Source organism: Amycolatopsis eburnea, from assembly GCF_003937945.1.
GTDB classification, from domain to species: Bacteria; Actinomycetota; Actinomycetes; order Mycobacteriales; family Pseudonocardiaceae; genus Amycolatopsis; species Amycolatopsis eburnea.
Window position 1 is genome coordinate 282,155 of sequence record NZ_RSEC01000061.1, and the last position, 12,058, is coordinate 294,212.

At 71.9% G+C, this 12,058-nt stretch carries 13 protein-coding genes; 11 read left to right on the plus strand and 2 right to left on the minus strand.

Annotation, left to right across the window (positions count from 1 at the left end; genetic code table 11):
- Positions 1–52: 52 nt before the first annotated feature.
- Positions 53–445, minus strand: a complete 393-nt coding sequence (locus EIY87_RS40660) for a hypothetical protein (protein WP_125315290.1) — start codon at positions 443–445, stop codon at positions 53–55.
- 90 nt (positions 446–535) lie between these two features.
- Here EIY87_RS40660 and EIY87_RS40665 point away from each other — a divergent pair, with 90 nt between their 5' ends.
- Genes EIY87_RS40665 through EIY87_RS40680 form a run of 4 tightly spaced genes read left to right on the plus strand, consistent with a single transcriptional unit; the run spans position 536 to position 4,914 of the window.
- Positions 536–1,213, plus strand: coding sequence for a chemotaxis protein CheB (locus tag EIY87_RS40665; RefSeq protein ID WP_225440355.1), 678 nt, complete (start codon positions 536–538; stop codon positions 1,211–1,213).
- Positions 1,214–1,262: 49 nt separating this feature from the next.
- Positions 1,263–2,282 (plus strand): chemotaxis protein CheB, encoded by a 1,020-nt coding sequence (locus tag EIY87_RS40670; RefSeq protein ID WP_318531919.1) that lies wholly within the window; start codon positions 1,263–1,265, stop codon positions 2,280–2,282.
- Entirely contained in the window at positions 2,279–3,043 is a 765-nt protein-coding gene (locus EIY87_RS40675) for an ATP-binding protein (protein ID WP_125315292.1), read from the plus strand. Before EIY87_RS40670 ends, EIY87_RS40675 begins: the two co-directional genes overlap by 4 nt.
- Positions 3,044–3,054: 11 nt before the next feature.
- Positions 3,055–4,914 carry a CheR family methyltransferase gene (locus tag EIY87_RS40680; protein WP_125315293.1) on the plus strand — a complete coding sequence of 620 codons (1,860 nt, stop codon included), beginning with the start codon at positions 3,055–3,057 and terminating at the stop codon, positions 4,912–4,914.
- A 21-nt stretch (positions 4,915–4,935) separates the two neighbouring features.
- Here the strand turns inward: EIY87_RS40680 and EIY87_RS40685 are convergent, their stop codons facing one another.
- Positions 4,936–6,588, minus strand: a complete 1,653-nt coding sequence (locus EIY87_RS40685; protein ID WP_125315294.1) for a glutamate--tRNA ligase — start codon at positions 6,586–6,588, stop codon at positions 4,936–4,938.
- Positions 6,589–6,744: 156 nt separating this feature from the next.
- On the opposite strand from EIY87_RS40685, the gene EIY87_RS40690 reads away from it, so the two are divergent.
- The 7 genes from EIY87_RS40690 to EIY87_RS40720 all read left to right on the plus strand — a co-directional run bounded on the left by EIY87_RS40690 (position 6,745) and on the right by EIY87_RS40720 (position 12,055).
- Positions 6,745–7,353: a hypothetical protein gene (locus EIY87_RS40690; protein WP_191984450.1), complete on the plus strand. Its 609-nt coding sequence runs from the start codon at positions 6,745–6,747 to the stop codon at positions 7,351–7,353.
- Entirely contained in the window at positions 7,350–7,652 is a 303-nt protein-coding gene (locus EIY87_RS40695; RefSeq protein WP_125315295.1) for a DUF1905 domain-containing protein, read from the plus strand. Before EIY87_RS40690 ends, EIY87_RS40695 begins: the two co-directional genes overlap by 4 nt.
- An 87-nt stretch (positions 7,653–7,739) precedes the next feature.
- On the plus strand, positions 7,740–8,237 hold the full coding sequence (locus tag EIY87_RS40700) for a YbaB/EbfC family nucleoid-associated protein (protein ID WP_125315296.1): 498 nt from the start codon (positions 7,740–7,742) through the stop codon (positions 8,235–8,237).
- 10 nt (positions 8,238–8,247) lie between these two features.
- On the plus strand, positions 8,248–8,586 hold the full coding sequence (locus EIY87_RS40705; RefSeq protein ID WP_125315297.1) for a hypothetical protein: 339 nt from the start codon (positions 8,248–8,250) through the stop codon (positions 8,584–8,586).
- A complete protein-coding gene (locus tag EIY87_RS40710) occupies positions 8,583–9,710 on the plus strand; it encodes a hypothetical protein (protein ID WP_125315298.1) in 1,128 nt (375 codons plus the stop codon). Before EIY87_RS40705 ends, EIY87_RS40710 begins: the two co-directional genes overlap by 4 nt.
- The gene (locus EIY87_RS40715) at positions 9,641–10,351 is read left to right on the plus strand and encodes a hypothetical protein (RefSeq protein WP_318531920.1); all 711 of its coding nucleotides are present in this window, start codon (positions 9,641–9,643) and stop codon (positions 10,349–10,351) included. The genes EIY87_RS40710 and EIY87_RS40715 overlap by 70 nt, the downstream gene beginning before the upstream one ends.
- A 618-nt stretch (positions 10,352–10,969) precedes the next feature.
- Positions 10,970–12,055, plus strand: coding sequence for a S1 family peptidase (locus EIY87_RS40720; protein WP_125315299.1), 1,086 nt, complete (start codon positions 10,970–10,972; stop codon positions 12,053–12,055).
- Positions 12,056–12,058: the final 3 nt, after the last annotated feature.

Consider the following 12,058-nt stretch of genomic DNA (forward strand, 5'->3'; position numbering starts at 1 on the left):
AGCATGCCCGACGCCGCCGGGCGCGTCCCACCGGGACGTCCCCTGTGGACGGTCAGAACTCGTCGGCCGCCGTCAGCTCGTGCTCGAAGGCGTCCGCCCGGGCGACGACGGTCTTGAGCGGGCGCTCGAACTCCTCCTGGATGCTGAGGTCCTCCAGCGGCACGGTGTGCTTGAGCAGGGCGACGCCGTCCACCACGGCCGCGCCGCCGACCGCCGAGCCACCGGCGAGCTCGAGGAGCTTCCGCAGGTCGATCGAGTCGGCCCAGCCGACCGGGGACGAGATTTCGATCCACGAGCCGCCGTCGAGCTCGGGCAGGTGGTGCACCGTCGCCTGCTGGGTCCGCTCGCTCGGGCCGTTCAGCCGGAACCGCAGCCAGCCGTCCGACTCCTCCAGGACTTCGTACCGCGTCCGGACAAAGTTGATCACGTCGATCCAGGTGGTCACGCGTCGAGCATGCCACGTCCGCCCGGAGTCCGGCACCGAGGACACTCCGGGCACCTGGTGACCGGTGCGGCGGGGTGCCAGACTCGGGGTATGCGCGGTCGCCGGGAAGTCCGTGGCCGGCCGCGGACCGTGGCCGGTGGCGTTCCGGAACCCGCCTACCCCGTGCGGGTCCCGGTCGTCGCCCTCGTCGCCTCCGCCGGCGGGCTGGACGCGCTGTCCGAGGTGCTCGGGCCGCTGCCGGCGGGCCTGCCGGCGGCGGTGCTCGTCGCGCAGCACCTGGACCCGAGCCGGCCGAGCGGGCTGGCGCCGATCCTCGACGCGCGCACCGCGCTGCGCGTCGCGGAAGCCGTGGACGGCGACGAACTGACGCCCGGCACCGTGCTGGTCGCGCCGGCGGCCCGGCACCTGCTGGTCACCCCGGCGGCCCGGATCGGGCTGCTGGACACCGGCGCGCTGCCCCCGGCGCGGCCTTCGGCGGACCTGCTGCTGGCGACGCTCGCCGTCACCTGCGGTCCCCGCGCGCTCGCCGTCGTCCTGACCGGAAAGGGGACCGACGGCCAGGCGGGGATCCGCGCGGTCGTCCGCTGCGGGGGCACCGTCTTCGCCCAGGACGAAGCCACGTCCGCGCAGTTCGGGATGCCGGGTGCCGCGATCCTCACCGGGCATGGTCCACACCGTGCTGCCGCTGCCGGAACTCGCGGGGGCCGTCCGGGCGCACGTCGGGCACCCCACGGGTTTAAGCCGGCCGACGGGGGCTACTCGTCGTAACGGCCCGGCTCGGCTACCGTGGAGCCGCAGGTAAGAGGAGGTGGACGCCGTGCCGCCCTTCCGGCGTGACCTCGTGGTCGTCGGTGCTTCGGCCGGCGGTGTCGAGGCGCTGCGCGCCCTCGTGTCCGGGCTGCCCGACGACTTCCCGGCGGCCGTCCTGATCACCATGCACATCGCCGCGCGGGCGCACAGCGCGCTGCCCCGGATCCTCGGCAACGCGGGCCGGCTGCCCGCTCGGTCGGCGTGTCACGGCGAGGCCATCGAGCCCGGCACGGTCTACGTCGCGCCGCCGGACCGGCACCTGCTGACCGAAGACGGCTGCCTGGTCCTGTCGCAGGGACCGACCGAGAACGGCCACCGGCCGGCGGTCAACGCCCTGTTCCGGTCGGCCGCGCTGTCGGGCGGACCGCGCGTGGTCGGGGTCGTGCTGTCGGGCGTGCTGGACGACGGGGCCGCGGGCCTGCGCGCGATCGTGGACCAGGGCGGTGCCGCCGTGGTCCAGGACCCGGCGGACGCGCTCTACAGCGGCATGCCGGAGAACGCGCTGTCCCTGGTGGACACCGCGTACCCGGCCCGCGCCGCCGACCTCGGCGAGGTGCTCGACAAGCTGGTCCGGATGCCGCTGGACCCGGCGGGGGCCGGGCCGCCGTCCGACGTCCTCCTGCTGGAGGACCGGATCGCCAGGGACGGCGTGCGGGCGGGGGCGCTCAAACCCGCCGAACGGAACCTCGCCACGGACTTCGCCTGCCCCGACTGCGAGGGCCCGCTCACCGAGATCGACCCGGCCGGCCGGTACCGCTGCCGGATCGGGCACGCCTGGTCGGCCGAAGCCCTGCTCGCCGCGCAGGAGGACGAGTTCCGCCTCGCGCTGCAGCGGGCTTTGCGCGCGCTCGACGAGAAGGCGGCGCTGGCCGGCAAGCTGGCCGCGCAGACCGGTCGCGGGCAGCCGCGCGGGCTGGCGGAGCGCTACGCCGCGTCCGCCCGCGAAGCCGCCGGCGCCGCGGAGACATTGCGCCGCTTCCTGCTGCGCGCGGTCGTGGAGGACGACGAAGCGCGGGGGCGGGCATGACCGGCTCCGTGGTGAACCTGGCCGTCGACCGCATCGAGGAGGCGACCCTGGTGACGGTTTCCGGCGAGCTGGACACCGGCTCGTACCCGGTGTTGCGCGACGGCTTGCTCAAGATCGCGACGGACGCCCCCGAAGGACTGGTGGCAGACATCCGGGCGCTGCGGATCCACGACCCCGCGCTGGCGAGCGTCTTCCCGCTGATCGCCATGCGGATCGGGGACTGGCCGGGCATCCCGTTCACGCTGGTGGCCGCCGAGCCCGGCCACCGGGCGCTGCTGAACCGCCACGTCGTCGACCGCTACCTGCCGGTCCGCGACGACCTGACCGGGGCGGTGGCGGCACTGGACCACCCGGTGCGCCGGCGGAGCGAACGCACCTTCCCCCGGACCGAGGGCAGTTCGGCGCTGGTCCGCGAGTTCGTCACCGGCAGGCTGGCGCAGTGGGGCGTCCCCGAACTCGCCGAAGACGCCCGCTTCGTCGCCACCGAACTGGTGGAGAACGTCCTGAAGCACACCGTCTCGGAACCGCGCCTGCGCCTCGACCTCCGCCGCGGCGTGTGCACGGTCGCGGTGGCGGACCAGGACGCGCGCCCGGCCGTGCTGCTCGAACGGCTTTCCCCCTTCGAACCCGGCATGGGGCTGAAGCTCGTCGCGCAGCTGGCCCGCACGTGGGGGTGCAGCCGGTCGTGGGCCGGCGGGAAGGTCGTCTGGGCCGTTCTCGTCCGGCGTCCCCGAACCAGCGGTGGCGGTTCCGCCGGGTAGCGTGTCGGATCGTGAGCGAGCCCAAGGAACCCAACGGCGAGTTCGAGTCCGTGCTGACCTACCTCAAGGAGTCGCGGGGCTTCGACTTCACCGGGTACAAGCGGAGCAGCCTGATGCGCCGGGTCCGCCGCCGGATGAGCCAGGTGGAGATCGACAGCTACGCGGACTACATCGACCAGTTGCAGGTCAACGCCGACGAGTTCGTCGCGCTGTTCAACACCATCCTGATCAACGTGACCGGGTTCTTCCGCGACCCCGACGCGTGGGAGTACGTGCGGGAGCAGGTGCTGCCCGCGCTGCTCGCCGAGCGCAGCCCCGAAGAGCCGATCCGCGTGTGGAGCGCCGGCTGCGCGGGCGGGCAGGAGGCCTACAGCCTGGCGATGCTCTTCGCCGACGCGCTCGGGATCGAGGCGTTCCGGCAGCGGGTGAAGATCTACGCCACCGACGTCGACGACGAAGCGCTGGCGCAGGCCCGGCACGCGGCCTACACCCCGGCCGAGGTCGAAGGGCTCACCGAAGCCCAGCTGGAGCAGTACTTCGAGCTGCAGGGCAGCCGGTACTGCTTCCGCAAGGACCTGCGCCGGTCGGTCATCTTCGGGCGCAACGACCTGGTGCAGGACGCGCCGATCTCCCGGATCGACCTGCTGGTCTGCCGCAACACGCTGATGTACTTCAACGCCGAGACGCAGACGAAGGTCCTGGAGCGGTTCCACTTCGCGCTCGCGCCCCGCGGCGTGCTGTTCCTCGGCAAGGCCGAGATGCTGCTCTCGCACGCCCGGATCTTCGAGCCGCTGGACCTCAAGCGGCGGGTCTTCCGCAAGGCGATCAATTCCCCGATCAGCTTCAACCACTTCGTTTCCCACGGCTTCCCGCAGCGGCGCAGCCAGGACATCTCCGGTCTCGAAGGGCTGCGGGAGCACGCTTTCTCGGCGAGCCCGGTCGCCCAGATCGTGGTCACCGAAGACGAGACGACGGCGCTGATCAACTCGCAGGCGGAAGTCGCGTTCGGACTGTCCGAACGCGACATCGGGCGGCCGCTGCGCGACCTGGACGTCTCCTACCGGCCGGTGGCGCTGCGCGCGTACGTCGAGCAGGCCCGCCTGGAACGCCGGTCGCTGCGGATCAAGGACGTCGAGTGGCGCCGGGCCGGCGAGACCGTGTGGTACGAGGTGCACGTCAACCCGCTGGTGAACAACGCCAAGACGCTGCTCGGCGTCTCGGTGGTGTTCCACGACGTGAGCTGGGCGCGCCAGCTGCTGATCGAGCTGGAGCACACGAACCGGCAGCTGGAGTCGGCGTACGAGGAACTGCAGTCGACGAACGAAGAGCTCGAAACCACCAACGAGGAACTCCAGTCCACAGTGGAGGAACTGGAGACGACCAACGAAGAGCTCCAGTCCACCAACGAGGAACTGGAGACGATGAACGAGGAGCTGCAGTCGACCAACGACGAGCTGCAGACGATCAACGACGCGCTGCGCGAGCGCAGCCTCGACCTCGACGAGGTGAACGAGTTCCTCGAGTCGGTGCTCACCTCGATCCGGGCCGGCATCGTCGTGATCGACTCCGAGATGCGGATCAAGGCGTGGAACCGCGGCGCGGAAGACCTCTGGGGCGTGCGGCGGGAGGAGGCCGAGGGCACCCACCTGCTGAACCTGGACATCGGCCTGCCGGTGGGGGAGGTGCGCCCGGTGGTGCGCGAGGCGCTGGCCGACCCGGCCTACCACGGCGAGCTGACCCTGCACGCCATCAACCGCCGCGGGCGCGCGGCGGTCGTCCGGCTGCTCTGCGGGGCGTTGCGCGGCTCGACGGGCGAGAGCCAGGGCGCCCTGCTGATGATGGAGGAAACGAAGGCCGACCCGGCCGGGTGAACCCCGGCCGGGCGGGCGCCGCTACTTCGTCAGCGGCGCGATCCGCGCGAGGACCTCGTCGCGGCCCAGCGCCTGGCTGATCGCGTGCAGGTCCGGGCTGCGCGTGGAGCCCGACAGCGCGATGCGGATGATCTGCGACGCCTCGCGGATCGAGCCCGGGAACGCGCCGGGGTCCTTCTTGAATTCCTTGGCGTTGCGGGCGAAGCCGTGCTTGGCCGCCACCGCGCGGATCTGGTCGAACCACTCGCCGCCGTCTTCGAGCTGCTGGTAGCCCTCGGCGAAGTCGCGGGCGACCGCCTGGACGACCGCCGGGTCGACGCCGAGGGCGGCGATGCGCTCGTCGGCCGCGCCCGTGACCGCCGCGTGCAGCTGCGGGAAGAAGAACCCGTAGACGGCGCGGAACTCGCTCCACTTCTTCAGGTCCTTGCGCGGGTTCTCGGCGCCGTCGCGCTCGACGGCGAGGGCCCGCAGCGCGAGTTCGGGCTCGGCGTCGAGGACCGCCAGCAGCTCCTTGTCGAACTGCTCGGCCCAGGTGCGGACCGCGTCGAGGATCGCCGCGCCGGAGAGCGTCGCGATGTGGTCGGCGGAGATGTCGTCGAGCTTGACCAGGTCGACGAGCGGGCCGGCCACGCCGCACTCGGCGAGGTTGATCGGCTCGGTGAGCGCCTGCTCGAGCGGCAGCTCGGCGAGCCGGCCGTTGGCCAGGCCGCGCAGGTAGTAGAGGACGGCCTCGGTGGGGTAACCGGCTTCGATGTAGAAGTCGACGGACGCCTCCGGGTCCTTCCGCTTGGACAGCTTGCGCTTGGACCCGCCCTCCTGCTTCATCAGCGGCGCGATGTGCGCGTAGGTGATCGGCTCGAAGCCCAGCGCGTCGAACAGCTGCTGGTGCACCGGGACCGACGAGATCCACTCGTCGCCGCGGATCACCAGGTTGACCCGCATGAGGTGGTCGTCGACGGCGTGCGCGAAGTGGTAGGTCGGCAGCCGCGGGCTCTGGTCGGAGCTCTTGAGGATGACGACGTCGTTGCGGTTGGCCTCGGCCTCCAGCGGCCCGCGGATGGCGTCGGTGAACCGGGCCCGCGCGCCGGTGTCGTCCGGGGCGCGGAACCGCACGACGTACGGGGCGCCCGCGTCGAGCTTGGCCTGGACGTCGGCCGGGTCGGCGTCGCGCCAGATCGCCCAGCTGCCGTAGTACCCGGTGGGCAGCTTGGTGGCCTGCTGCCGCTGGGTGATGGCGGCCAGCTCGTCCTTGGTGGCGAAGTCGAGGTACGCCTTGCCTTCGCGGAGCAGCTCGCGCACGTAGCTGAGGTAGATGTGTTCGCGGGCCGACTGCTGGTAGGGCCCGTAGTCGCCGCCGCGCTCGATGTCCTCGTCGGCGGCGAGGTGGAAGTAGCGGAAGCCGCGCTCGAACTGCGCGACGGCGCCTTCGACCTCGCGCGACTGGTCGGTGTCCTCGACCCGCACCAGGTAGCGGCCGCCGGAGCGGCGGGCGACGTCCTGGTCGATGGTCGCGGTGTAGATGCCGCCGATGTGCACGAACCCGGTCGGGGACGGGCCGAAGCGCGTGACCAGCGCGCCTTCGGGCAGCTGCCGGGCGGGGTAGCGCTCCTCCCAGTGCCCTGGCTCGGGCAGGTCGGCGGGGAAGAGGGCGTCGATGACCGCTCGGTCCAGCATGGGTTGTTCTCCCGTATCGTGGTGCACTTGCCCGCCGTTCGGCGTCGGCGATGGTGGTCGTTTTCGCCGACGACGAGCCTAGCCGTCCGGCCCAGCGCCGCGGCCGGGCGGTCGTGAACCGGCGGCGGGGACGCCCTTTTGTGCTAGCTTCCCGGGATGCGCGGTCGGTTTCCCTTCGCCAGGACGCTCTCGGCAGTGGCTTCGCTGCTGGTGTTCCCCCTGATCGCCCCGGCTCCGGCCGGCGCCGCGCCGCCGGGCCGCGAGTGCGCGACGCCGTCGATCGACCGGTACCAGCAGTGGCTCGCGAGCGGCGAAGGCACCACCGTCCCGGCGACCGGCAGCCTCCTGGTCCGCGACCACCACCGGTACACGGCGAAGATCTCCTTCCTGAACGCCGAATGGCACGTCGCCGTCGTCTGGCTCGGGAACCAGTTCGAGGCCCAGGCTGACCTTTCGCACTCGGCCGGGTTCTGGCTGACCTACCGGGCGACCGACGACCTCTACGTCCAGCTGCGCCCGACCTCGCACTGGAGCGGCGGCGACAAGTGGCTGACGCTGGTGCCGTCCACCCACGGGCGGCTGGTCACGAAGTTCTTCGGCTTCGCACCCGATCGGTGGACGTCGTTGCCCGAACTGGGCACCCCGCCGTATTCGTTCGCCTCGGCGCTGCCGGAGGCACGCGGGCTGGTGTTCGTCGGGAAGACGCCGAACGAGCTGGAGTTCCGCGGGCTGCGCGTCGACCACTACCGGCCGCCCTGCTCGTGAACGTCGTCTTCGAAGCCGAGCTGTGGGAGTGGGACGCCCGGCGCACCGAAACCTGGACCTTCGTGAGCCTGCCCGCCGACGCGTCGGAAGACATCCGGGAGCTCACCGCCGGGCCGCGGCGCGGGTTCGGCGCCGTACGCGTCCGGGTGAAAGTCGGCGGCACGGCTTGGCGGACGTCGATCTTCCCCGACAGCGCGCGCGGCGCCTACGTGCTGCCGGTCAAGCGGGCCGTCCGCGAAGCCGAAGGGCTCGAAATCGGGGACACCTGCGCGGTGTCGGTCGAGCTCGTCGACTTCTGACCGCCGGGATCCGCCGAAACCGGATCGGCGCGCGGGCGGATCTGTCATGATGCGGACAACGGCACCCGTAATGCGCAAGGGAGACACATGTCCGCCCAGATGGACGAGCTGATCGCCCAGTTCGAAAACTTCCGGAGCAAGGTGCGGCAGGCCGAAGCCCGCTTCGCCGGCGTCGGTGACATGCAGGAGCGGGTTGCGCGCCTGGAGAGCACCGCCACTTCGCCGGACGGGACCGTCACCGTGGTCGCGGGGGCCGGCGGGACGGTCACCGACCTGCGGCTGACCGCCGGGGCCACGCGCGTCGAGCCGGGCCAGCTCGCCGCCACGATCATGGCGACCATCCGCCGGGCCGTGGCCGGGGCCGTGCAGCAGCAGGCCGGGATCGTCGACGAAGCCTTCGGGGACGCGTTCGGCGTCGACGTCTCCGGGCAGGTCCGCGAAGCCCAGAGCGAGGCGTTCGGAACCGCGGCGCCCGAGCCCGCGTCGGAACCGCAGCCGCGGCAGCCGTCGCGGCCCGTCCGGCGGCCCGCCGCCGACGACGACGATGACGACTTCGGTCAGGGCCCCATCCTCCGCCGATCCTAGGGAAACCGCGATGCCAGACGGAATACAGACGAACATCGGCGCGATCAACGCCTACGCCCGGCAGCTGCCCTTCTACGAGGGTGAAGCGGAGAAGTTCGGCGCCAAGATCGACGCGGCCGACGTGACGAACGAAGCCTGGGGCCTGATCGGCCTCTTCGCCAAGCAGGGCTACACCGAGCGCCTCGCCGAGCTGCGGTCGCTGCTGACCGATCTCAAGGACGGCGTCGACGGCTTCACCACGAAGCTGACCAAGGCCGCGGAGATGTACCAGGGCATGGAAGACGCCGGCAAGATCGCCTTCGGGCGCTACGAGGCGGAAATCGACGCGGTCGGGGGCCAGGGCGAATGACGGAGCCGAAGAAGAGCATCGCCGACGCGCTGAACGTCGAGGCCTACGACGAGAGCATGGGCGCGAACCTCGACCGCGCGGCGGGTTTCGTGCCGGTGGCCGGCACGGCGTACAAGGCGGGCAAGTCGATCGGGGCGCACGCCCAGCAGGCGTTCCAGGCCGACAACCCGAGTGAGCTGCTGTCCGCGGGCGGCGCGCTGGTCGGTGACGGGGCCGCGTTCGTCGGCGCCGCGGCGGGCGACATGGTCACCTTCGCGATGGACCCGATCGGCTGGCTGGTCAGCCACGGCCTGAACATGCTGCTCGAGCTCGTCCAGCCGCTGCAGGACGCGCTGCACCAAGTCACCGGCGACGGCCCGGCGATCGGGCACGCGTCGGAGAACTTCGTGACGATCGCGCAGGGCTTCGTCGCGCTGGCCGACGACTTCGAGAAGACCGGCGACACCGCGCTGGCCGAGTGGGTGGACGAAGCGGGCAACGCCGCGAAGGAAGCGCTCGGCGACTTCTCCTCCGGCATCCGCGGCATCGGCTCGGCCGCCGGCTCGGTCGCCGAGGTGCTGCAGATGTGGTCGATGGTCATGGTGGTCATCGAAGAGGTGATCAAGGGGATCATCACCGAGCTGGTGTCCTGGCTGATCACGCTGTGGCTGCCGGCGCTGGCCGCGTCGGTGATCAGCTTCGGCAGCTCGGTGGCCGCCGCGATGACCGCGTCCATCGCCAAGGCCGCGGCGGTCCTGAAGAAGGTCACCGGGTACCTGGGCAAGTTCGGCAAGCTGCTGGACACCTTCATCGAGTTCCTGGCGAAGTTCTCGACCAACGTCGTCAAGTTCACGACCAAGCTCCGCATCGGCGTGATGCCCGGCGAGACCAAGTTCGGGTTCGGCGCGGTCGCGCAGGGCTTCCAGCCGAGCAACCGGGTGCTCACGACGATGTTCGGCGCCTCGGCGGGTGCCGGGCCGCTGCTCGCCGGCGCCGGCGTGAAGGCGGGCATCGGCGCCGCGAAGGGCGCGTTCGCCGAAGGCAAGGACGCCGTGACGCCCGAAGGGGACGAACCGTGGTTCAACAAGAGCGAGATCGGCGGGGACCGGAGTCCGGAGGAGACCCGGAAGGACCTCGACATCTGACCGACCGGGCGGCCGCGCTCAACGCCCGTGCCGAGCAGTGGGCGGACGACGCCCAGGTCCGCCCGGGGTTCCGCGAGCGGGTCGAGGCGCTGGTGCGCGACCGCTGGCGCGAGCCGGTGATCGTGCTGCGCCTCGGCGACCCCGACGTGGGCTTCGCCGTGCCGGGCCGTCGCCAGGACGGCACGGTCGAGGGGGAGGGGCAGGTCGGCCAGTTCTTCAAAGGAGTCCTGCGCGGCGTCGGCACCGCGGTGGTGTCGGTGTTCTCCCTGGCCAACGGCGGCGGGGCCGGGCGGCCGTTCCAGCGGGAGGTCCGGGTGACCGGCCCGGCGGACGCGCAGGTGCTGGAGCTGGCCGACCGGCTGCGGTCGCTGCGGGGGCCGTGGCTGGCGTTCTCGCCGTCGTGCGTGGCGCTGGTGGACACCGGCTCGACCTACGTCGACCCGGCCGACGCGCCGCCGCCGAGCCTCGTCTGGGAGGCGCGGCAGCCGCAGGCACCGGCGGTGAACTTCCGGCGGCACACGCTGACCTGGCCGGACGGCTCGAGCTTCCGGTTCCCGCTGCACGGGCGGACCGAGGAGCAGCACCTGCGCAAGTTCGTCGAGCCGCCGGGCATCGTGCACTGGGAAGGCCGGCCGGACTAGTGCGGTGAGCCGGCCGTTCCCGGAGATCGGCACGAGACCGTTCGACAGGCCGGCCTCACCACCCAGGACCCCAGGGCTCCGGCTAAGTCGCCGGGGGCCGACCGCCCTCGGTCTGAACCGACCGGCGCCGGGCGGCCCTGCGGTGTCTTGAATGAGTCATTCAGGACCTCCGAAGACCTGAATGACTCATTCAAGACGTCGGCGAAGCCGCCGCCGGGCAAACCGCCGCGACTTTGCCGGGACCCGGACCCTGACCCAGGACCCCGGCCCGGTGAACCTTCGTGGTCACCGGAGTAGCCGGCCGAGGGGGACATGGCGCGCACCGAGGGGGAGGAGAGCGCGCCATGTCCGTTCTTGAAACGGTACGCGCCCGGCAGGCCGGTGGCGGCTGAACCACTCGTACGCCCGAACCGCGCACAGTGACCGGCGGGCTTGCTGTCCGTTGGAACTGCGTAGGGCGATTTGCCCGATACCTATCTTTTGTCCTGTCCGACGAAAGTCGGTACCGCCGTTCGCGGGCCGCGCACCACCCTCGAGCCCACCGGATCACCGGTTCCCCCACTCCTGAGCCGGCGCGGCCACCCCTCGCCGGCTCACCCCGCGAAAGTGAGCACCGGCATGCGCAGAACCGCACGCTCCGCCACGACCCTCCTGGCCGCCGCCGCGGCGATCGGGTTCTTCTCACCCGTCAGCGCCACCGCCACCACCATCGACGGCTACTCGCCGTCGGTGCAGCGCGACGCGGTCGCGTCCCTCGCCGCGGACGCGGGGATCAGCGAGTCCGCCGCCGTCGCCCTGCTGCGCACGCAGGCCGCGAGCGTCGACAAGCTGCACCAGGTCACCGCCTCGCTGGGCGCCCGCGCCGCCGACGGCTACCTCGACGCGGCCGCGGAGCCGGTCGTCAACGTGCTCGACCAGGCCGCCGCCGACCAGGTCACCGCGGCGGGCGCGCAGGCCAAGCTGGTCAAGCACTCCAGCTCCGCGCTGGCGAGCGCGCAGGACGCCCTCCAGGCGCTGCCCGCGGTCGCGCACACCTCGATCGGGCTCGACCCGAAGACCAACCAGGTCGTGCTGACCATCGCCGACGCGGCCAAGGGCACCGGCGCGCTGCTCGAGGCGGCCCGCGCGCTGGGCGACCGCGTCCGGGTGGAGCGCGTCGCGGGCGAGATGCACACCGCGATCTACAACGGCGAAGCCATCACCGGCGGCGGCACCCGCTGTTCGGCGGGCTTCAACACCAACCGCGGCGGCCAGAACTACCTCATCGACGCGGGCCATTGCACGCGTGCGGTGTCGCAGTGGAACGTCGGCCCGTCGCAGGGGGCGAGCTTCCCGACCAACGACTACGGCCTGATCCGCAACACGACCGGCAGCGCCCCCGGCGCGGTCACCCTGTGGAACGGCTCCACCCAGCGCATCAGCTCCGCCGGCACCGCGACGGTCGGCCAGCGCATCAGCAAGAGCGGCAGCACGACGCACCTGACGTCGGGCTCGGTCCAGCGGCTGAACGTGACGGTCAACTACGCCGAAGGCTCGGTGTACCAGCTGATCCAGACCACCGCGCTGGTCAACCCCGGCGACTCGGGCGGCTGCCTGTTCGCGGGCAGCGTCGGCCTGGGCATCACGTCCGGCAAGGGCAGCGGCACGTCGTACTTCCAGCCGGTGGGCGAGGCGCTGAGCGCGTACGGCGTGACGCTGAACTGACCG